Annotated in this window: 14 protein-coding genes and 2 pseudogenes; 10 read left to right on the top strand and 6 right to left on the bottom strand. The window is 69.7% G+C overall.

Features of this window, described 5'->3' with window-relative positions; translation table 11 throughout:
• Nucleotides 1-22 precede the first annotated feature (22 nt).
• Entirely contained in the window at nucleotides 23-340 is a 318-nt protein-coding gene (locus tag ACIRB1_RS33890; protein ID WP_403468092.1) for a histidine phosphatase family protein, read from the top strand.
• 323 nt (nucleotides 341-663) lie between these two features.
• Here the strand turns inward: ACIRB1_RS33890 and ACIRB1_RS33895 are convergent.
• Nucleotides 664-993 (bottom strand): annotated as a pseudogene (locus tag ACIRB1_RS33895) (hydroxymethylbilane synthase); the annotation flags it as partial.
• Between the two features lie 239 nt (nucleotides 994-1232).
• On the opposite strand from ACIRB1_RS33895, the gene ACIRB1_RS33900 reads away from it, so the two are divergent.
• From ACIRB1_RS33900 to ACIRB1_RS33920, 5 genes are all read left to right on the top strand, one after another.
• Nucleotides 1233-2372: a TetR/AcrR family transcriptional regulator gene (locus ACIRB1_RS33900; protein WP_403468093.1), complete on the top strand. Its 1140-nt coding sequence runs from the start codon at nucleotides 1233-1235 to the stop codon at nucleotides 2370-2372.
• 8 nt (nucleotides 2373-2380) lie between these two features.
• Nucleotides 2381-3001 carry a transcriptional regulator gene (locus tag ACIRB1_RS33905; protein ID WP_403468094.1) on the top strand — a complete coding sequence of 207 codons (621 nt, stop codon included), beginning with the start codon at nucleotides 2381-2383 and terminating at the stop codon, nucleotides 2999-3001.
• 45 nt (nucleotides 3002-3046) lie between these two features.
• Nucleotides 3047-4690: a pyruvate, phosphate dikinase gene (locus tag ACIRB1_RS33910; protein WP_403468095.1), complete on the top strand. Its 1644-nt coding sequence runs from the start codon at nucleotides 3047-3049 to the stop codon at nucleotides 4688-4690.
• A 318-nt stretch (nucleotides 4691-5008) separates the two neighbouring features.
• A complete protein-coding gene (locus tag ACIRB1_RS33915) occupies nucleotides 5009-6505 on the top strand; it encodes a ricin-type beta-trefoil lectin domain protein (protein WP_403468096.1) in 1497 nt (498 codons plus the stop codon).
• 104 nt (nucleotides 6506-6609) lie between these two features.
• Nucleotides 6610-7383: a DUF5995 family protein gene (locus ACIRB1_RS33920; RefSeq protein WP_403468097.1), complete on the top strand. Its 774-nt coding sequence runs from the start codon at nucleotides 6610-6612 to the stop codon at nucleotides 7381-7383.
• A gap of 324 nt (nucleotides 7384-7707) precedes the next feature.
• Here the strand turns inward: ACIRB1_RS33920 and ACIRB1_RS33925 are convergent, their stop codons facing one another.
• Nucleotides 7708-8151 carry a hypothetical protein gene (locus tag ACIRB1_RS33925; RefSeq protein ID WP_403468098.1) on the bottom strand — a complete coding sequence of 148 codons (444 nt, stop codon included), beginning with the start codon at nucleotides 8149-8151 and terminating at the stop codon, nucleotides 7708-7710.
• 692 nt (nucleotides 8152-8843) lie between these two features.
• On the opposite strand from ACIRB1_RS33925, the gene ACIRB1_RS33930 reads away from it, so the two are divergent.
• Nucleotides 8844-9011 (top strand): hypothetical protein, encoded by a 168-nt coding sequence (locus tag ACIRB1_RS33930; protein ID WP_403468099.1) that lies wholly within the window; start codon nucleotides 8844-8846, stop codon nucleotides 9009-9011.
• On the opposite strand, the gene ACIRB1_RS33935 is transcribed toward ACIRB1_RS33930, so the two are convergent.
• On the bottom strand, nucleotides 8993-9796 hold the full coding sequence (locus tag ACIRB1_RS33935; protein ID WP_403468100.1) for a hypothetical protein: 804 nt from the start codon (nucleotides 9794-9796) through the stop codon (nucleotides 8993-8995). The genes ACIRB1_RS33930 and ACIRB1_RS33935 overlap by 19 nt on opposite strands.
• A gap of 663 nt (nucleotides 9797-10459) precedes the next feature.
• The gene (locus ACIRB1_RS33940) at nucleotides 10460-11377 is read right to left on the bottom strand and encodes a ribosome-inactivating family protein (protein ID WP_403468101.1); all 918 of its coding nucleotides are present in this window, start codon (nucleotides 11375-11377) and stop codon (nucleotides 10460-10462) included.
• Between the two features lie 236 nt (nucleotides 11378-11613).
• Between ACIRB1_RS33940 and ACIRB1_RS33945 the strand changes: the two genes are divergently transcribed.
• Both ACIRB1_RS33945 and ACIRB1_RS33950 read left to right on the top strand, forming a co-directional pair.
• Nucleotides 11614-15357 (top strand): hypothetical protein, encoded by a 3744-nt coding sequence (locus tag ACIRB1_RS33945; RefSeq protein ID WP_403468102.1) that lies wholly within the window; start codon nucleotides 11614-11616, stop codon nucleotides 15355-15357.
• 241 nt (nucleotides 15358-15598) lie between these two features.
• Nucleotides 15599-16120, top strand: a complete 522-nt coding sequence (locus ACIRB1_RS33950) for a hypothetical protein (protein WP_403468103.1) — start codon at nucleotides 15599-15601, stop codon at nucleotides 16118-16120.
• A 293-nt stretch (nucleotides 16121-16413) separates the two neighbouring features.
• Here the strand turns inward: ACIRB1_RS33950 and ACIRB1_RS33955 are convergent, their stop codons facing one another.
• Nucleotides 16414-18009, bottom strand: coding sequence for a phospholipase D family protein (locus ACIRB1_RS33955; protein ID WP_403468104.1), 1596 nt, complete (start codon nucleotides 18007-18009; stop codon nucleotides 16414-16416).
• Nucleotides 18010-18983: 974 nt separating this feature from the next.
• Nucleotides 18984-19409, bottom strand: coding sequence for a hypothetical protein (locus tag ACIRB1_RS33960; protein ID WP_403468105.1), 426 nt, complete (start codon nucleotides 19407-19409; stop codon nucleotides 18984-18986).
• Between the two features lie 210 nt (nucleotides 19410-19619).
• Between ACIRB1_RS33960 and ACIRB1_RS33965 the strand changes: the two are divergent.
• Nucleotides 19620-20168: pseudogene (locus ACIRB1_RS33965) on the top strand (IS5 family transposase); the annotation flags it as partial.
• Nucleotides 20169-20202 lie beyond the last annotated feature (34 nt).

Raw genomic sequence — 20202 nt, forward strand, 5'->3', positions numbered from 1 at the left:
CTGCTGGGGGAAGGGGTCTGGGATGGCGGCTCAGCGGCTGTATGTGGTCAGACATGGTGCGGCGGACGCGTTCGGCGCGCTGACCGACGTCGGACAGCGACAGACGCACCTTCTCGCGGAGCGCCTGTCCCGGCTGCCGGTCGCCGCCGTGTGGCACTCGCCGCTGCCCCGGGCCGTGCGGTCGGCTCAGCTCATCGGCGAGCGTCTGCGCGATGTGCCGGTGCAGGAGGCGGCCGAGCTGGTCGACCACGTTCCTCATGTGCCGGCGGCGTGGGCGCCGATCTTCGACGGGTACGACCCCTCCAAGCAGCCGAGGGAGAACGCCTCGCGGACGCGCTGACCAAGCGGTTCGCATGCCCCGCGCAGACCGAGACGCACGAGGTCCTGGTCACCCACGCCTATCAAGTGGCCTGGCTGGTCCGGCACGCGCTGGACGCGCCGCGGGGCAGGTGGCTGGGGATGAGCTACGGGAACGCGGCGGTGACGGCGATCGAGTAATACGACGGCGCGGCACCGACGCTGCTGCTGTACAACGACATGAGCCATCGGCCGTCGGACCTTCGCTGGACGGGGTTCGGGCCCGGCATCCGGCCCTGAGCACGCGTGCCGGGCGGGTGGACGGGTGGCGGCGTCTGGCAGCAGGCGTTGCCTGTTCCGCGCCGTTCACCTGTGGGCGATGCCGTCGATCAGGTCCCGTGCCCCCTGGCGGAGCAGTGCAACGCCGACCGACGTGCCCAGCACCTCGGGCTCCAGAGGGCCTGCCCACTCGTGGGCGCGCAGCACTGTCTTGCCGTCGGCGCTGAAGACGCAGGCCCGCAGGGAGAGAGCGCCGTCCCGGGCCACCCGGGCGGACCCGGCGATCGGGCTGTTGCAGTGGCCTCGGAGGACGTTCAGCAGCATCCGCTCGGCGGTCACCTCCCGTTGTGTGGCTGGATCGCCGAGGGCGCCCGCGGCCTCGATCCGCTCGGTGTGGTCCCCGCGGCACTGCAGGGCTCCCAGCACCTCCTGAGTACGGCAGGGATTCATCGAGAAAAGACCTGGAGGGCACCCTCAGAAGCTTCCCGGCAATACGCCGTTCGCGCACTGAACCGGTTTCACCCGGTCCGCCCCGCGCTCCGGGCGGACCGGGCGGTGCCCTCTACCCGCACGGAACTCGGATGGGCACATCATCGGGATGGTCTCTGTATCCTTCCTGTGCAGACGCCGACAGCGACAGGACCAGGAAGGGGCGGATGATGGTCCGGTTGACCCGGGCCCAGCAGCAGGAGCGCACACGCGCGACCGTGCTGGCTGCGGCGAGGACGGAGTTCACCGAGCGCGGATACGGCGCGGCGAAGGTCGACGCGATCGCCGAGCGCGCGGAGCTGACCCGTGGCGCGGTGTACTCGAACTTCCCGAGCAAGCGCGCCCTCTATCTCGCAGTCCTGCTCGACATGGTCGAGCACGGCGACACCGACGGGACCGAACGCGCGGTCCCACCCTCCCCTCCCCCGACTCTCACCGAGGCGCTCCGCTCATTCGCCCGCAGCTGGCTGGAGCAGCAGCCCCTGGCCGGTGGCGGACCCGCTTTCGGCACGGTGCAGCCGCGCTCCTTGGCCGGTGTGCTCGACGAGGAACCGATCCGCACCGCGTTCGGCCAGGTGACCCGGCTGGAGGCACTGCTGCTGGCGCTCACCCTGGAGTCGCTGGCCCCGGAGCAGACCCGGCCCGCGCGGCAGGTACGGCGGGCCGAGCTGGTCCTGAGACTGCTGGACGGACCCGGCGCGTCGGTGGACCCGGCGCTCGTGTTCGGCGACCCCTTCGACGTCGCCGAGGCCTGCGCGCACCTGGGCGCACTCGCCCTCGCGGACACCTGGGACCCGCCGCACCTGCCCTACATCCCGCCGGCCCAGGTCTGCCGGGAGCCGTGGGCACCGCCGGAGCATCTGCGTGACCTGATCACCGGCCGGCCGGTCGGATTCGACGAGGACGGAGTGATCGTGGTCCTCGGCAGCCACCGTCTGGACGCCGCCGAGGAGAGCGTCCGCGCCGCCGGGGACGGAGACCGGGTCACCGTGGCCGTGGCGACGGCCGATCCGGCCGAGATCGGACGCCTCGTGCAGCTCCGGATCAGTGACTTCACCCGGTGCCTGCGTCGCGTGTTCACCCCGGACACCTGGCCGCGCCTCCAGCTCGTCCTCGACGATCGCGGCCTGCTGGCCTCGGCCGTCGGCGTACCCGGTGCCGACGACACCGCCGAACACGCGGTGCGCGTCCGGCAGGGCCTGCTCGTCGCCCGAGCCCATGGCCAGGGTGCCGCACACGCCGCGGCGACCGTCGGCCGCACCACCTCGGACATCTCCCACACCGCACCGGATGGGGCCGCACCATGACCCAGCCCATGTCATCCCACCCGACCAGCACCGACCTCCTGGTGCTCCATGCCCTGCGCTGCACCGGCTTCTCGGGCCCCGCCGCGGTGTCCGCGGTGACCGGGCTCTCCGTGTCCGACGTGGAGTCGGAGCTGATCGACCTCGCCGTGGCCAGACTCGTCACCCGCACCCCGGGCGACTTCGGCGGCTGGGGCCTCACGGACGCCGGCCGGGCCGCGGACGCGGAGCGGATCGCCGACGAGCTGGACACGGCCGGCGCCCGAACGGCCGTGACCGCGGCGTTCGATCGGTTCCTCGTGCTCAATCCCGAGCTGCTTGACCTCTGCACGGCCTGGCAGCTGCGCCCCGCCGACGGCGCCATGACGATGAACGACCACAGCGACCGCGCCTACGACGACCGGATCCTGGGCCGGTTCAGTGAATTCCACCGGCGCGCCAAGCCCGTCTGCACGGATTTGTCCGCCGCCCTGCTCCGCTTCCAGGGCTATCCGCTCCGACTCGCCGCCGCGCTCGCCCGCGCCAAAGCGGGTGAGCTGGAGTACGTGACGGACAGCACCACCTCGTATCACACGGTGTGGTTCCAGCTCCACGAAGACCTGCTGGCCACGCTCGGTATCCCGCGCCATTGAACCCCTCTGCCGAACCAGCAACAGCGACGCGAAGATGGCAATGCGATGACCTGGATTCACCCGCTTTCGGCCGAGGTCGAGGAATCGGTTGAGGTTCTCGGAGGCAAGGCCCACGGCCTTGTCGTGCTCCAGCGCCTCGGACTGCCCGTGCCCCCGGGGTTCGTCATCAGCACGGCGGCCTGCCGCGCCTACTTCCAGGCCGGGCAGTTGCCGGGCGGCCTCGCCTCCGAACTGACGGCTGCCGTCGCCGGCCTCGAAGCCGTCACGCACCGCAGACTCGGCGGACCCGAGCGCCCGTTGACGGTGTCCGTCCGCTCCGGTGCAGGCGTGTCGATGCCCGGCATGATGAGCACGGTCCTCAATCTCGGCCTCACCCCCGAGGCCGCCACCGCACTGGCCGACGAGACGGGCGACCCGCGGTTCGCACTCGACTCCCGGTTGCGCTTCCTGACCAGTTTCGCCTCCGAGGTCCTGGGCGTCGGCCAGGAGAGCCTCAGGTTCGCAGACCGTGCGACCGCAGGGCCGGACACCGACGCGAGCCGTCTCGCCGAGGTGATCGAAGAGGTCGAGCAGCTCGTCCGGGAGCGGAGCGGCGAGCCCGTACCCGAGGACGCAACGCGGCAGTTGGAACTCGCGATCGCGGCCGTGTTCTCCTCGTGGCACACACCGCGTGCGAAGACCTACCGCGAGTTGCACGGCATCCCTGACGACCTCGGCACGGCCGTGACCGTACAGGCGATGGTGTACGGGAACCGCGACCGGCACAGCGGGACGGGAGTGGCGTTCAGCCGCGATCCCAACACCGGTGAGCAGGTCCCGTTCGGTGAGGTTCTGTTCGGCCGCCAGGGCGAGGACGTCGTCTCGGGCCGGTCCCTGACCGGGCCCCTGCACGAACTGGCCGACCGGGAACCGGGCGTGTGGGCCGGCCTGTTGGACGCCCTGGACCGACTTGAAGGGCACTACCGCGACGCGTGCTACGTGGAGTTCACCTTCGAGGCGGGCAAGTTGTGGGTCCTCCAGGTGCGCCCCGGGCGGTTCGTGGGACGCGCCGCGGTCCGGGTCGCGGTCGACCTCGCCGACGCGGGCGCGATCGGGCGCGACGAAGCGCTCCTGCGGGTTTCCCCACAGCATCTCCAGCATGTGCGGACGCCGCGCATCGCGGTGGGCGACGCGTCGGACGTCCTCACCCGCGGGCTGGGGGCGTCTCCCGGTGTCGCCGTCGGCAGGGTCGCGACCACGGCCGACAACGCGGCGCGGCTGGCCGCGCAGGGGCCGGTCGTCCTGCTGCGCCCGGAGACCTCACCGCTCGACATGCACGGCCTGGCCGCGGCCGCGGGAGTCGTCACCGCTCGCGGCGGGCCGACCAGTCACGCGGCCGTGGTGGCGCGGGCGATGGGGAAGCCCGCCGTGGTGGGGGCCGCGAGCCTCGTCGTCGACGACGCCGCGGCCTGCGTCCGGGTAGGCGGCCGTTCGCTGCCCGAGGGCACCCTCATCGCCATCGACGGCACAAGCGGGGAGGTCGTTGTCGGTGATCCTCGCATCGTTGTGGCCACGACCGACCCGCATCTGCACCAACTGCTCGGCTGGGCCGACGAGATCGCGGGCGACGCCACGGACCGCGACGAGACACAACGCCTCGCCTCGGCACGGGCCGTCCTCCTCCGGCGTCAAGATCCGGCCCGCACCTGACGAACCCACCCCCGCGTCACTCCACGACCCACCCGTTCTTCCGCACCAGATCGATGACACACGCCCTGACGTCCCTGAGCTGACCGGCCGTCAGTCTCTCCACACCGTCCATCAGGGCTTCGGTGAGACAGACGCAATCACCAGGATGCCGATTGCGGGGACTTGGTAGTTGACACAAGTACGCCCCGCTCAGGCGTTCCCTGGCCTGAGGCTGACTGGGTTACCCGCAGAAACCTCTTTCCCCACCGGCCCCCTTCCACCACTATGGTCACCCGACAAACTGGCCGGTACGTCAGCACGGGTGCGAGGAGGCGGTGCATGGTTCACTCCGAGGAGTACGGCGGCACACACGCCCATGCGTCCGACGCACGCCTCACGGAACTGCTGCGCGCCGACACGTCCAGGCTCTACCCGGCCCTCCAAGAACTCCGCGCCCGGCACCAGCCGTCCGTCCTGTCCTACGCCCGCCTGTGCACCACGAGTGAGCCCGCGGCACGGCAGCTGGCGGCGCAGGCGTTCACGCTCGCGGCCCGTGAGACGGCACGCGGCGTGGATCCGGGGGTTCCCTGGCGCCACCAACTCCTGCTCCTGGCAGGGCGGGTGGCCCAGTCCTGGTCCCTGGACGACCGCTCGGCCGGCCTCGACGCCGGCCTCCTCCTGCTTCTCAGCACGGCGGCCCCGAGGCCCACCATGCTCCCGGCCTTCCAGTCCCTCCCCTCCCGCACACAGGGCCTGGTCTGGTACGGCGTCGTCGAGCAGGAACCGCCGACTGTGACCGCCATCTTCCTGGGCCTCACCCACGAGGACGTCGTCCACGGCACCGAACAGGCCCTCCAGGCCATGGCCCAGGCCTGTCTGAAGTCCCGTCTGGCCGCGTCCGACGATCCGCGCTGCGGGGACTTCCGACGCCTGATCGAGGAGTCGGTGCGTCCCGACACCCCTCGGGACAGCGCCGACCTGCACGCCCACATGGCGCACTGTGCCCACTGCACGGGCGCCTACGAGGAACTGACGGCACTGCGGGACGCGCCGCGGGCGACGCTGGCAGAGGGCCTGCTGCCTTGGGCGGGATCGTCGTACGTGCTGCGGAACCGTTCGGAGACGGCGGGCAACCCCCTGGGAGCTCCCACGACTCGGTCGCCCTCCCGCCGGCTGGTGCTGGCCTCGGCGGCGCTGGGTGTGGCGCTGGCGCCGATGCTGTTCTTCCTGCTGCTGCCGGGGGACGCGCCGCGCCCCGGGGCGGCGGCGGGCACGGTGGCGGTGCCGTCGGCTCCCACGGAAGTCACGGTGACGGCGACGATCCCGGTGACGCAGTCGCCGACGCCTCCCAAGTCGCACCCCCCGAAGCGGAGTTCAAAGCCGACCAGGTCCGCAGGCCCCACGCCGACTCCCTCCCCCTCCCCCACCGCTCACGCGCCCAACGGCACGTATGCGCAGGTGGTGAACGTCTCCACGGGCCGGTGCCTGGACATCCGGGACGGTGACCTGACGGAGGGCACGGATGTGATCACGGCCCCCTGCACCTCGTCGGCCACCCAACTGTGGCGGGTCGATGCGGCACGCGGGGTCGTGCAGTCGTCCGCCGACTCGGACCTGTGCCTGGACAGCCGGGGGTCGGTGGAGAAGGGGGTCGGTGTCTGGGAGTGCGACTCGGTGGACGGCGGCCACGGGGACAACCTGAGGTTCACGGTGGACTCCGACGGCGTGATCCGCCCGGCGATCGCGATCGAGACGGGGGTGACACCGGAGGGGGCCGAGGGGGTGTCGCTGGTGCCGTTGAGCGGGGGCGCGGAGCAGCGGTGGCGGGCGGGGTGAGGGCAACCGCCGTCGGACGCGGCCTGGCGTGAGGCCTGCCGGAACGGCCGGTACCGGTGACACTGAACAGTCCGAAGTGTGGTTCCGGCAAAGGGGAGTTGGGCATGACGGCACAGAACATCGACGAGGTCGTGGACGGGCTTGCCGAGATCGTGCGGGAAGCGACCCGCACCGGTGACAGGATCGGGTACTTCGCGGCCCTGTACCGGCAGGTGACCGTCGAAATCCGTACGGCCATCCATGAGGGGCAGTTCGAGGACGGTGCCCGCATGGACCGCTTCGACACGCTCTTCGGGAACCGTTACTTCGCGGCGCACGACGCCTGGCGCCGCGACCGGAGCGGGCCGCGCTGCTGGCGCGAGACGTTCGGCCTGCTCGACGACTCGGACACCGTGATCGTCCAGCACCTGATACTCGGCGTGAACGCGCACATCAACCTCGACCTGGCCGTCGCCGCCGCGGGGACGGACCCCGGCCGGGACATCCAGGCGCTGCGGCACGACTTCCTGCTGATCAACGACATCCTGGCGCGGGTGGTGCTGGCGGTACAGGACTCGGTCGACGCCGTGTCACCGCTCCTTTCCCTGCTGGACCGGGTCGGCGGCCGCACCGACGAGCAGATCCTCGACTTCAGCATCGTGCAGTCCCGCGCGGAGGCCTGGCACAACGCGGTCCTTCTGGCCGGCCAGCGTGAACAGGACCGCGAGACCATCATCGACCGCCTGGACATCCGGGCCGCGGTCCTGGCCCGGCTGATAGCCCGCCCGACCGCCTTGGTCCGCCCGGCCCTGGAATTGATCCGCCACACCGAGAGCGACGACGTGGCGAGGGTCATCGCCCATCTGGACAACGCGGTACGGGGGACGACGGCGGCTTGAGGGCGCCCCCGTTGAGCCCTTTCGTACGGGGCTTCCAGTCCGGACACGGACCACGGGACGCTCGGGGCCATGACGATGGGTCCGCGAACTGAAGCGACACTTTGGCCCCGTACAGCTGCGAGATCTTCCCTACTCCGGCAGAAGCCGTGTAGCCGACCACGGCCATGATCAGCATCACCCATCCCGGCTGCCCACCACGCTCCACGCCGTCAACCGGCGTAGCGAGCTGACCGGCTGGACCAAAATGTTCGCAATCAGGCGAGACAGCAACTCGGTTTCTCACCCAGCTTTTGGGGGCAGCGGTTCGGCCCTGGGCAAGGGAATTCAGGCCACCGGGATCGCTGTGAAGCGATTGCGAAGCTCGACGCTGGGGTGCGCTTCGATCACATAGTCGCCAGCCCTTTGGTCGTTGGACAGGAACAGGAAACGGCTGTAGGTGGGGTTGAGGAACATAAAGGACCCGGGTTCCGGTTCGAGCGGGATGAAGCTGTTGCGGGGCTCGTCGCGGTAGGGGTGCCCCTCAACGATGTTGTCTCCCTCTGCGTCGTCGTTGGAGACGAAGAGGTAGTAGCCGGTCGCAGGGTTGTAGAGGCGGACGCCGCCATTGCCGTCGCTCTGTGCCTCGAACCGGTTACGGAATTCGCCAGCCGGGGGGTGAGCTTCCACGACCTTGTCCGGGCCCTCCAAGTCGTTGGAAACGAAGAGGAACTGCCCATTGTGCTGGTCGCTGTGGAGCAGGATCTGCGTTGGAGCCATCGGGAGAGACATGGCCACGACTCCTTCTCATCAAGGTGCGCGACAGATCGGGTGGGAGGGCTCGATGCGCGAAAGGGCAGCTATCCGGGCCGCGGTGACATGTGCGCCAGCGATCCACCTGAGCCAAGTGCGCGGTGTTACAAGCGCGTTGACTCGCTCGCTTTTCCGTGGTCGGGCCTGGGGCGCCATGTTCTCGGCGTTCGAGGCCCCGCTCGCGAACGGGTTGTATTGTCGCGACGCGTGCGTTCGACACAGCGCACGCGTCGCCAACCGCTGAGGCTGCTCCGTCGATCGCAATACGGCACGACGCTCAACTGTGCTCATCGGCCTACGGGGTGGGAGTCACGCGCCGCGTTCAACGCCCCGCCGAACGCCCCTTCAGCATCACTTCACCCTCTTTCATCCATTAGGCCACCACGGGACACATCTCGCAACAGCGGATGCACTGATGGAGCGCCACCCAAGCGGCGCTAGAGCAAACGAACTGCCCGCAAAACGCCACGACTTGAAACACAGATGCCGTGAGCGGGGACTCACACGCGCCCAGTTGGCCTCCGACATCTCCTAAAGACCGATGGAATATCTTCAGGCATGTTTTTGACTTCGCGCTTGCCCGGGGGCAGTTCCTGGGCCGTTCGGCCAGACTCTCCCCGGCGACGATCACGCGGCTGGCCCAGCGGTGGCAGGCCGACCACGCCGCATTCATGGACCGCCACCTCGCCCACATCGACTCCGCGTACGAGGAACTGGTCGCGCTCAAGGACGGCTACCGCGAATCGGCCGAGTCCTGGGCGGACCTGCTGCACGACTGCGCCCGGCCAGTACTCGATGCGTGCGGGCTCGGTGTCGCGCGTCAGCGATGGCCGACGTAGGCGACGAGTCCACCGACAGTCAGACCCACTGCGCATCCGTAACGGAAGCATTCGTTGCGCATGCCCGGCGTGTACTGCTCGTCGGTCATCCCGTACGGGAAGCGGACCCCCAGATCCACGCCGCACAGGCATACGACATATCCGTGACGCAGGGCGGCAGCCTCCCACTCGGGGTCGTGCGGCACCCAAGTCCGGGAGTAGATGTTCCCGTCGGGCGTCCGCAGTTCCAGCCGGGAGTAGGTGTGTCCGAAATCCTGCCACGGTCCTGGCTGGTCATCGGCCATCTCGTGCAGTTCCCAGCCAGGGATCGAGTGCAGGTCGGCGTAGCCGGGCGGCCTGCGTCTCATACCGAAGTAGACCTCGTCGGGATCGCGTCGCGGTGGTTCCCGCATTCGCAGCTCGTCGAATATGGTGGGCCGCTTCTCGTCGGGGCAGCCCCCGTCATCGTCGGAACGTGGCGTTTCGGGCAGGCGCAGATCGGAGAACTCGGGCGGCAGGCGCCTCATGCCGAACAGAATGGCGCCTTCGATCTGCGGCTCTTTGGGTACGTCGGCGAGCGAGGCAGCCTCCGGTACGGCGTACTTGATCCCGTAGCCGCGCACTCTCAGCGAATGCCTGAACTCGAAGAGGGCGGCGGGCATGTGACGTGTCTGTGTGTGGTGGAGGGTGACGGTGCCTTCCGCGGTCTCCAGACCCATCAGGACGGCCTCGAGCCCCAGCGCGGGGTCGTCGCTGAACAGGATGTGCCCATGGTCGTCCACATCTTCGAACTGACGTCTGCTCATGTCCCGCAGCCCTCCGGTTGGTTACCGTTCCGCATCTGCACTACTGGACGCCGATCCTTCAACAATCCTATTGAAGGATCGTTGAACAATCCAGACTCTGGGGCAAATGAGCTGCCAGGCAGCGGTTTGATCGAGAGCGGGAGCCAGGTTGACCGCGGAGGAAGTGCGCAGAGGCGGGACAGGCATGGGGCGTCAGGTACCGGCGGGCGCCGCAAGCACCGGCGCGGCGTTGGCGCTGTAGGCGACCACCGTCTGATCGCGCGCACAGCCTTCGTCACGCACACCCAGTGACATGGCCAAGTCCGCCGACCTGGTCGTGGCCCTGTTGGGCAAGTGGCGCCGCTGAGCTGCGCAGGTGCCTGTGTTCACCGTCTTCGCGCCGTCCGCCGTGGCCCTGCGATTCGGCGCGAGCGGGGCGAAGGCCGTCGTGGCCGACGCGGACCAGCGGGGCAAGCTCGCGCCCGGAGAGGACATGCCCGACGATCAGCACAGATGGTGTGGTGGGCCGCCACGATCAGGCTGTCCCGGCGCCCGGCCGGCGACGCCCCGCGCCGGCGACCGGTGCGGGGCGCGGACGATGGAGTCGTCGGCGAGGTGGGCACCTCCATGGGGGGGGCGTCGTCCGACACCCACCCCGCCCGGCGCGGTTGAGGGCTCGCCGTGTCACAGAGAGTGGTGAAGAGCCACTGCCAACTGAGCGTCGATGGCCGACAGCGTCCAGAGGGTGCCGTCGCCTATCCGGTAATTCGGGTGGGTGCCGTTCTGGGTCGCGTTCTGGGCGGCCCTGGAGATGCCGTCCCAGTTGTTCTCGAATTCAATGCCGGTCACATCGATGTTGCTGCCGCTCGACCCGTTGCTGCTGACCCTCGACGACGTGCCCGGGTACCACTTCTGGCTGCCTCTGATTGCCTGGCTGATGCGGTAGGAGATGAAGTCGAAGCGGGCGCCTTCGGCGAGGGCCTGGGTGAGGATCAACAGGGACCGCGCCTCGTTCCGGCCGGCTGCCGTGCTGTTAGGGCTGCCCAGGTCACTGATCGCGCCCTGGATGGTGCCCATGGAGATGCCCAGGCTGTCCCGACCGACACCGGCCGCTCTCTCCATGTCGTTGTAGTTGACCCATTCGAGGTTCCGGTGACGCGCACCGCCGTAGGTCGTGGGCCCTGTGTTCAGCCGGTAGTACGTGTCCGTGCCGTCATTGCGCCAGCCGACGACGTACAGGTTCCTCGCGTTGATCACCAGGGTGACCTGGCTGCCACCCATGGCCAGGGTGACGGGGAAGTAGTCGTCCACTGCCCTGGTCAAGATGATGTTGCCGTAGAGGTGGGTGCCCCTGAGCCGACCGCGGATGTCGTTGATGATGGCGTCGTAGCGGTTGGCGAAGTCCTTGTGGACGCCGACGGTCATGTCGTAGCTCATGCCGTCGGTCGGAACGTCCTTGCCCGCCAGCTGGACCTGCGCTCCCAGGGAGGACGGGTGGTTGCCTGACGTGAGCCCGCTCACGCCGGTGACGGCGACAGCGACGAGCGCGGCCGACGCGACGGCCGTGGTGGACAGGTTACGGATGGCTTGGATGCGGGACATGGCGCTGTTCTCTCCAGGTGTTCAGTGTGCCGGGATCCGGCCTTGCCTCATTGAGATTCGCCACCGGAGAGTTGGCAGGCACCTCCCTTCCGTCACACAAATCAACCCCGTCGGAGCCGAAGGATCGATCGGATTCACCTGGCCGTCACCCGGGGGCAATTCAGACGTCGTCGGGCCACTCGTATGGTCATCGCTCCTGATGTCTCTTTTCGCCAGGTGCATGGAGGTACGAGCGCATGGGGCGTCCGGAGAGACCCCTGGACCCGACGGCCGGTCCGGTGCAGCGGCTCGCCTGCGAGCTGCGGGAGCTGCGCAGGGACGCGGGCAGTCCCTCCTACCGGACGATGGAGAGGACGGCGGGGTTCTCGTCGGCAACGTTGTCCGAAGCCGCCAGGGGCAAGCGACTGCCCTCGCTCGCCGTCGTCCTCGGATATGCGCGCGCCTGCGCGGGCGACCCCGGCGAGTGGGAAAGCCGGTGGAAGGAGGCCGAGGCGGAGCTGGACCGAGCCCCCACCGAACTTCCCGAGGACGCTCCGTCCCCATATCGCGGCCTCACCCGGTTCGAGCCGTCCGACCGCCATCTGTTCTTCGGGCGGGACCAAAAGGTGACCGAGGTCAGTGACCTCTTGTGCCGGCAACGGTTCGCCGTGCTGTTCGGCCCCTCGGGGAGCGGGAAGTCGTCCCTGCTGCGGGCCGGCCTGATCCCCCGGCTGCAAGAGATGAGCGCGGAGCGCGACCACCCCGTGAAGCTGCGGATCATGACCCCCGGGCCCACACCCGCCACGACTTACGGACACCTCTTCACCCCGGCCGAGGACGAGCCGGAGAGCTGGGTCGTCGTGGACCAGTTCGAGGAGGTCTTCACCCTCTGCCGCGACCCGCATCAGCGCTCGCGCTTCATCGATCTGCTGCTCGCCGCCCGCGACCCTGGCAACAGAGTGCTGGTGCTGGTCGCCGTACGCGCCGACTTCTATGCCCGCTGCGCCGAGCACAGGGGCCTGGCGGACGCCCTGCGAGGTGCCGCGCTGCTGCTGGGACCGATGGCGGCCGACGAACTGCGGCAGGCGGTGGTCGGCCCGGCCCAGGCGGTCGGCTGTCTCGTCGAACGGACACTGACCGCCCGTCTGATCGACGAGGTCCACGGCGAACCCGGCGCCCTGCCAATGCTCTCGCACGCCCTGCTGGAGACCTGGCGGCGTCGCAGGGGACGGACGCTCATGCTCGCCGCCTACGAGGCCGCAGGCGGGGTGCGCGGCGCGATCGCGGCGACCGCCGAGAAGGTGTACGCCGGCCTGTCGCCGGAGCAGGCCCGCACCGCACGGCACCTGATGCTGCGGATGGTCGAGCCAGGCCAGGGCACCCCCGACACCCGCCGCCCCCTCGCCCACTCCGAACTGGAGGAGTGGGCGACCCTGGACGCGACGGTCGTGGTGGAACGGCTGACCCGTGCCCGGCTGCTGACCGCCGACGAGGACGGCGTCCAACTCGCTCACGAGGCACTCATCACGTGCTGGCCCCGGCTGCACGAGTGGATCGAGCAGGACCGCGAAAGGCTGCGCCACCACCGGATGCTCGCGGACGCGGCCCGCACCTGGCTGGAGCACGACTGCGACCCCGGCGCGCTGTACCGAGGCACCCGGCTGACCCGCGCCGAGGAGCTGTTCCCCGGCCACGAGCGGGACCAGGCGCTGACCGTGTCGGAGCGGACGTTCCTCACCCGCGCGCTCGAGGCCCGCGCGTCGGAACGCCGGGCAGCCGCTCGCGCCGGCCGCAGGTACCGCTTCCTGACCGTGTCACTGTCCGCCGTCCTGGCGGTGGCCCTCATGACGGGCTTCGCCGTCTGGCGCGAGTACGACGACAACCGGACCCAGCGCACCCAGAACACGGCCCGCCACGTGGCCGACGTCGCCGACGCACTGCGCACCACCGACCCGCGTGCCGCGCTGCTGCTGGGCGTGGCCGCCTGGCGGACGGCCGCACTTCCTGAGACCCACCGGGCCCTGCTCGGCTCCCTCGCCCAGCCGGAGACGGATGCCTTCACCGACCCCGAACCCGGTGACGACTCCGATCGCTTCCTCGCCGACTCCGGCCGTACGCTGCTCAGCGTCGAGGGCCGCACCTGGCGCACCTGGAACGTGACCAGCCACCGGCACATCGCGTCGGGGCGGCTCCCCGCCGGACAGACGGCGGTCGCGGTAAGTGAGGACGCACGTGTGCTGGCGCTCTCGGCGAGCGACGGTGTACGGCTGTGGGACACGGCCACCGGAGCATGGACCGGCGACCCGGCGCATCCGGAGAAGCCCTACTCCATCGTCGACTTCACCGGTGCCGGCTATCTGGTGACCTCCGTGGACGGCGACGACCGGGTACTGCTGCGTTCCGTCCGGGACGGCCGTCTGCTGTTCACCGCACGGTCGCCCAGCGGCGACGTGGCCGCGGGCCGGGGTCCCGGCGGTCCGCTGATGGTGGCCTGCTCCTCCGCCTCGGCCGCACCACGGGTGTGGGACACCGCCCGCCATAGCGCAATGTCCGGAGACTGGACGAAGGCAACGGACGTCTGCGGAGACGACGAGGCCCCGCCGGTGCTGGCCTCCGGGCGGCTGGCCGCGTTCACCGCGAACGGCGTCCGCGTCTGGGACATCCGGACGGGACACCAAGTGGCCGAGCTCTCCCAGCCGGGCGTGGACTACGCCTCCTTCAGCAAGGAAGGAGACTTTCTGGCGACGGCCGACAGCACGGAGATCACGGTGTGGCGGCTGTCCTCCCCCGACGCCCCCGTTTTCCGTCACGCCCTCGACGGCCAGCACCTGTACCGGGGCCTGTACTGGGATCCCGGCCACCCGACCCTGCGCTACCTCGAAGGCGGCGCCGTCCACACACTCGACCTCACCCGGACCGTCACCCCCGCCTGGCTCGGGCACCCCCTGGACGAGGCACTGCTCAGCCCGGACGGCCGTTCCCTGGCCACCGCCGAACGCGTCGGCGGCAACTACCGCTTCCAGCTCCGTGACACCCGGGACGGCCACGTCGTACGGACGCTGCCGTCTTCTCCTCTCCCCGTCTCCCGTGATCCCGCACGCCCGGTCGACCCGAGCGACACCACACCCCTGATGGCGTTCGACCCGGACAGCGGCACACTCGCCTACGGCATCTACGCCGCCGGCTACGAGGCCGCCCCCCAGCTGATCACGCTCTGGGACGTGTCCCACCACCGCGTGCGTACCACCCTGGACCTTGCGACCGGCGACTCCGCCGGGGCCGTCATCGGCCTGGCCCTCGACTCCGGCGGCCTCAGGCTGTATGGCGTCCGCACGCCCGCCGTCGGCGAGCTGCGCGACGAGGTGTGGGACACCGCGCGCCACCGACCGGTCTTGACCCTTCCCGGTCTGGCCAGCGGCAACCTGGCCGTGCGCCCCGACGGCCGGCTCCTGGTCGGTGACAACCGCCTCGCGCGGCTCCCTGGCGGCTCCGTCACCGGACGCAATCTCGTCCAGGGAGACCAGGTCGGCGCCTTCGCCTTCGACACCGATGGCTCCCTGCTGGCCGTGGGCGACCAGACCGGCAGGGTCGCGCTGTGGGACGGGGACGTGCAACACCGGGCCGGCATGCTGCGCAACGCATTCCCCGCCGTGCACGACACCACCCCCGAGGCGGTCAGCGCGCTGGCCCTGAGCCCGGACGGCCGCATCCTCGCCGTCGGCGGCGACGCGGGCAGCCTCCAGCTGTGGGACGTGGCCGCCCGGCAACCCCTGGGCGGACCGCTGACCACGTCGGGCGAACGTCTCGACTCGCTCGCCTTCGGCCCGGACGGCACGACCCTGTACGCGGGCAGCGCGCATGTCCCGCTCCAGCGGTACGTGGTCGATCCCGAGCAGGTCGTGGCACAGGTGTGCGCGCGGGCGGGTGGCAGCGGGCTGACGCGGGCGCAGTGGCGGACCTACCTTCCAGACGCCCCGTACCGGAGGGTGTGCGGGGGTTGATGTCCCTGCCGAAGGATTGACAGCCCTGATGAAACGGGTGGTCGGTCAACTCCTGGGCTCCAAGGATCGTCCTGTCGCTGCTTCGACCGACCCGATGGGAGAAAGCCCCCATGCGCCTGAAGAAGACCGGCCGCAGAAAACTGGCCGTCCTCACCTCCGCCCTCGCCGTCCTCCTGATCCCGTTCTCTGCCGGATCGGCCAGTGCCAAACCAGCCCCGGCTGGGGTGACGACCGGCCGGACGTGGTCTGGGACTGCAACCACGGCAAGGCCAAGTGCTGGTACCACGAGGTCAACGCGTGGACCGCGCTGGGCAAGCGCCGGGAGGTGGGAAACCCGATCTACAACTGCTCGGGCAGTCAGACCGTCGACCAGACCCTCACCTGGCGCACCGACCGCACCACGTCGTACTCCTTCGAGCAGTCGACGTCGGTGGAGGTCTCCGCCGGCCTCGCGCAAGAGATCGAGGCGGGCATGTCCACCAGCTCGACCCAGACCGAGACCTGGCAGGTGGGGACAACCCTCAGCGCCAGCCAGTCGCTCGAGAGCCACATCGGTCCTGGTGAGGCCGGCGGTTGGTGGTTCGCGCCGTACTGGCGGCACTCGCAGGGCTGGATCGAGGCCCACTACGGCAAGCGCAACCACGGCCACTACTACTGGTACTACCCGGGCCAGGGCTCCACGGGCGTTCAGACCACCACGCCGGTGAGGCTGTCGGACGGCCAGATGAAGGGGAAGTGGTACTGGGCCACCTGGAAGTGCTGAACGCAGTTCCGATAGGTCGCCGCCTCCCGTTGTTTCCTCCTGTTTTCTTCTGGAATACGGACTTCGCCATGCGGAGTCGGGTTGCGCCAGGAGAAGGTGGACGCGCCGGTGAGGCGGCGGCGGGTCATCCCTCCCGAGGCCGCGAGAATGACGCAATGCCTTTGAGCCGCTTGTCAGAGCCCGCCGACCGCACGGTAATTGCCGCGCAATACGGCGTGACTTCACAAGGAGCGCTCTGCGCTTCGGTTCACCCACCGCTGACGTCCTCAATGGTCAGGGGCAGAAGAGGGCGTTCAGTACGAGTCGGTACGGCGCAGCGCCAGGGGGCGGCCGTCGGGGTCGGCGAGCAGGCGGTAGAAGGGGGTGACCAGGGCCGTCATGGCGGGCGACAGTCGCGGGGTGCGGTAGGTGCGCAGACGGCCGGGAGGCCGGGGGCCCTGGCGTCCGCCGTCGTACCACGCGTCCAGCGCGGCGGCCGACTCCGCGAAGGCGCGGAACGCCTTCACCGGGTCGCACAGCTCCGACGGGTCTGCGCGGTCCAGATGCTCGCAGGCCAGTTCGAGTCGCAGGTCGCGGGCGTAGGCGCGGGCTCCGTCGCCGAGGCCTCCAGGGTCGCGTGGCTCACGAGGGTCGAGCGCCTCGTCCACGACGGCGCAGCTCAACTCGGAATCGTGCGTCCAGGAGCGGCGGTTGACGTTGTCCGATCCGACAGAGGACCACACGTCGTCGATGACGCAGACTTTCGCGTGGACGTACACGGGAGTGCCGGCATGGTTCTCCGGTGCGTAGACGGCGACCCGGTCACCGCCCGCGCGGCGCAGCAGGTTCAGTGCGCTGATCCGCCCGACGAGGTTCATCGCCTGCGTCATCCGCCCGTCCTCGTCGGGCTGGGCCGGGATGACCGCGATGAGTCGGAGCTCGGGGTGAGCGGCCAGCGCCTCGGCGAAGCACCTGACGACCTGGGCCGACCACAGGTACTGGTCCTCCAGGTAGACAAGAGAGCGGGCCCGGCGCAGGACCTTTCGGTAGGCGCGGGCGATGCTGCGCTCGCCGTGCGGGGCGAAGTCGTAGCCGTGGATACGGGATGGGTAGGTGCGCAGTAGTTGCACGGCGTGTGTGCCGCAGGGCTCCGGGTCGTCCAGCTGTGGGGGAAGCGGGTCTGCTGTGGTGTCCTCATGGTGCATGAGCTCTCGCAGCCGTCCCAGCGGGCTGCGGCTGAGCGGGGCCGGGTCCTCCCAGCGTTCGCGGAAGGTGGCTTCGACATCGCCGACGGCAGGGCCGTGGATCGCGAGTTGGACGTCGTGCCAGGGCGGGCGCGGCCCGTAGGCCGCGGCGAACGGCTGGCTGAGCGGGTCGCCGTGGTGTGTGGTGTCGTCGCGACGGCTGTGGCACAGGTCGATGCCGCCGACGAAGGCGACGTCCTGCTCGGGCCGTCCCGGGTGACGCAGTATGACGGCCTTCTGGTGGTGCGAGCCGCCGGGGCGCACCCGCATGTCGAGCAGGCATTCCCCGCCCGCCGCTCTGATCTCATCACCCAGGTGACGGTTCTCGCGTTCGCTGAACTGGAAGCGGTCCAGGTGAGAACGCCAGATCAACCCCTTGACGATGACTCCGCGTTCGGCCGCCGCACACAGCACCTTTCCGATCTCGCTGCCGGGGCCGTCGAGCCGTTCGTCGGGATCGCCGCGCCAGTCGGTGAACAGCAGCAGGTCGCCGGGCTGTTGGGCGCGGACGGCCTTGAGCAGTTCACCGAAGTACACCGCGCCGTGAACGAGGGGTCGTACCTGATTCCCCGTCGACCACGCCGCTCCCCCGGGTCGGCGGCTCTCCAGACGGGTCGCGGGGTTGCCTCGCTCGCCGGGCGCGAGCAGCCAGTCGGCCAGTCTCATGGCCCCTCCCAGGGACAGCGCCCGGCACAGCAGGCACGTCCATCAGTCATCTGTGTCCGGGCGGCCATCAGAAGCACCGGGCTGGACATCCCGGCACCATGGTTCCGTGGTGTCCGCGACGCGGAGAATCCCGTCCCTACAGGGATACGGCCATAGCGTCTGGACATATCCCACGAGTAGCCCGGGCAGACGTGCTGAAACCTCGCCTCTCCGGCACGGGGCCACTGCTGCGCAGACGATGCCGACGCGGCGACGCGAAGCCACCGGAGAGAAAAGTGGCCGATCAAGAGCCACGGCCCCATAAGAATCCGTGCGCCGGCCGGATGCCCCCGGCCGACCCATGTCCCGCTGATTCGGTCGAGGCGATGATGAGGCGTTCGTTGATCGTCAGCTGTGCTGCGGGCAGGGTGTTTCATCCGCATGGACATGGCGGCTTTTCGGCGCGGTGGTCGGCGCGCGTAGGCCTGCGGCGAGCGGTCTTCACCGAGTGGCGTGCCCACACCGGCGTGTATCGCCTCCGGCCTCCCGGAAGCCCGGGCCTGCCCTGCCGGGTCGCCCGGCAGGAATCCGATCGGGATCGGAACTGCCCATGACCATCAACCCTCTCCCACCTGGGGGTGCGACAGCCTCCACCTGTCCGCGCTGCTCCTGGCGGTCGCGGCCGGCCGCCGGCCTTTCCGCGCAGAGCGAGGCGTGGGCGAGCGCTCTGGGAAGGGCAGCCCCCGTCTACACCGTCATCGCCACCGGCAACCGTGACCACAGGAGCTGACCATGCCTCGGACGAACCTCTCCGCCCTCGTACGAGCCCTCATTGCCGCGGTCGGTCAGGGCGGATTCACCATCACACAGACCCAGTTGGACCGGTGGCAGCGTGGTCGGGCTGCTGGTGTCTAGTCGGTAGCCGGGTCATCGATGTCTACTGGCATCGACTCCTCACGCCGTCTGCCAATTCGTCCGAGCAGCTTCGTGGGCGGTCAGGCGGGCGACGGAACGAGAGTCGTGGCCACGGACCGCTTGCGAAGTCCATCCGCCAGGTGCGCCATTTCCACGGACGTGCCGACCACGCCGGCTCCGCTGAGCTCGGCGGCCATCAGCCGGGCTCCGCCCAGCGACAAGCGGTGCATCTCGCGCAGAGCGCGCAACACGGGAACGAGACTGACTTCCTCGGTCGCCAGGCGAAGCCGAGTCGCCCCGTGCTCGGCCAGCAGTGCCTGCCTGATCTCTTGGGGTGCGGGGCCTGCGCCCGTCTCGCACCACGCGTTGGGACAGGCTTGGCATCGCCCTTCAATGCCCCAGCACAGCTGGCCCCGTTCGATGAACTGACCGAGATCGCGGACCAGCACGCCACCGCAGGCCACGCAGGTCGAGGTGACCTTCCCTCCCTGGGTGACGGTGATCATCGATATTTCTTCCCCCCGTGTCGTCCTGCCTGATACTGCCGCCAGCATTGCAGCCCGGCGACTGGGTTATCAGCGGATCAGGGTTCGGCACCGGGGCGTCCTGCGGCGAGTGAATACGGCGGGGGCGGTCCGGGGTAGCACCGTCCATCACGGAGGAGGGCCCAAAGGACTCGACGCGGCGGCGCGCGAGGGCGAGCACGGCCTGAGGATGGCGCTTACGGGGTGTTGCGGAAGCTCGGCTTACGGGGGCACGGCCACCTCGCCTGCGACGGACGTGGACGGCCCGTCGCCATCCTGCTGACCCCCGGCCACTGCCACGACAACATCTGCGTACGCCCCCTCCTGGAACGGATCCGAGTCCCAAGCGCTGACCTCGGCCGCCCCCGCTGCCGACCCGTCCAGGTCGTAACCGACAAGGCCTACAACTCCCGCGGCTTCCGCGCCTGCCTACGCAAACGCGGCATCACCCGCACCATCCCGGAGAAGAAGGACCAGCAGCGACACCGGCACGACCGCGGCCATCGTTGCGGACGGCCACAGGCACTCGACCACCACATCTACCGCCGACGCAACGTAGTTGAGCGCTGCTTCGACCGCCTCAAGGGCTTCCGCGGCATCGCCACCAGATACGACAGGACCGCCACCTCCTGCGAAGCAGCGTTCGCCCTGGCGCCATTCCTGCTCGGGGCAAGCTCCCTTCGAAGACGGACCTTCGTTCCGCATCCGCAAGGAAGTCGTGCGCGACGGAGCTCGCAATGATCCGCATGAACGTCGGGGACCGGTCGCGTACCGG

The sequence above is a fragment of the Streptomyces sp. NPDC096013 genome, from assembly GCF_044763565.1.
Lineage (GTDB): Bacteria > Actinomycetota > Actinomycetes > Streptomycetales > Streptomycetaceae > Streptomyces.

What these genes read in the sequence shown, in the direction of transcription:
- ACIRB1_RS33900 (WP_403468093.1), top strand. Translation starts at nt 1,233, where the DNA reads ATGATGGTCCGGTTGACCCGGGCCCAGCAGCAGGAGCGCACACGCGCG.
- ACIRB1_RS33940 (WP_403468101.1), bottom strand. Translation starts at nt 11,377, where the DNA reads ATGTCCCGCATCCAAGCCATCCGTAACCTGTCCACCACGGCCGTCGCG.
- ACIRB1_RS33905 (WP_403468094.1), top strand. Translation starts at nt 2,381, where the DNA reads ATGTCATCCCACCCGACCAGCACCGACCTCCTGGTGCTCCATGCCCTG.
- ACIRB1_RS33915 (WP_403468096.1), top strand. Translation starts at nt 5,009, where the DNA reads ATGGTTCACTCCGAGGAGTACGGCGGCACACACGCCCATGCGTCCGAC.
- ACIRB1_RS33945 (WP_403468102.1), top strand. Translation starts at nt 11,614, where the DNA reads ATGGGGCGTCCGGAGAGACCCCTGGACCCGACGGCCGGTCCGGTGCAG.
- ACIRB1_RS33935 (WP_403468100.1), bottom strand. Translation starts at nt 9,796, where the DNA reads ATGAGCAGACGTCAGTTCGAAGATGTGGACGACCATGGGCACATCCTG.
- ACIRB1_RS33955 (WP_403468104.1), bottom strand. Translation starts at nt 18,009, where the DNA reads ATGAGACTGGCCGACTGGCTGCTCGCGCCCGGCGAGCGAGGCAACCCC.
- ACIRB1_RS33925 (WP_403468098.1), bottom strand. Translation starts at nt 8,151, where the DNA reads ATGTCTCTCCCGATGGCTCCAACGCAGATCCTGCTCCACAGCGACCAG.
- ACIRB1_RS33930 (WP_403468099.1), top strand. Translation starts at nt 8,844, where the DNA reads ATGGACCGCCACCTCGCCCACATCGACTCCGCGTACGAGGAACTGGTC.
- ACIRB1_RS33890 (WP_403468092.1), top strand. Translation starts at nt 23, where the DNA reads ATGGCGGCTCAGCGGCTGTATGTGGTCAGACATGGTGCGGCGGACGCG.
- ACIRB1_RS33960 (WP_403468105.1), bottom strand. Translation starts at nt 19,409, where the DNA reads ATGATCACCGTCACCCAGGGAGGGAAGGTCACCTCGACCTGCGTGGCC.
- ACIRB1_RS33910 (WP_403468095.1), top strand. Translation starts at nt 3,047, where the DNA reads ATGACCTGGATTCACCCGCTTTCGGCCGAGGTCGAGGAATCGGTTGAG.
- ACIRB1_RS33920 (WP_403468097.1), top strand. Translation starts at nt 6,610, where the DNA reads ATGACGGCACAGAACATCGACGAGGTCGTGGACGGGCTTGCCGAGATC.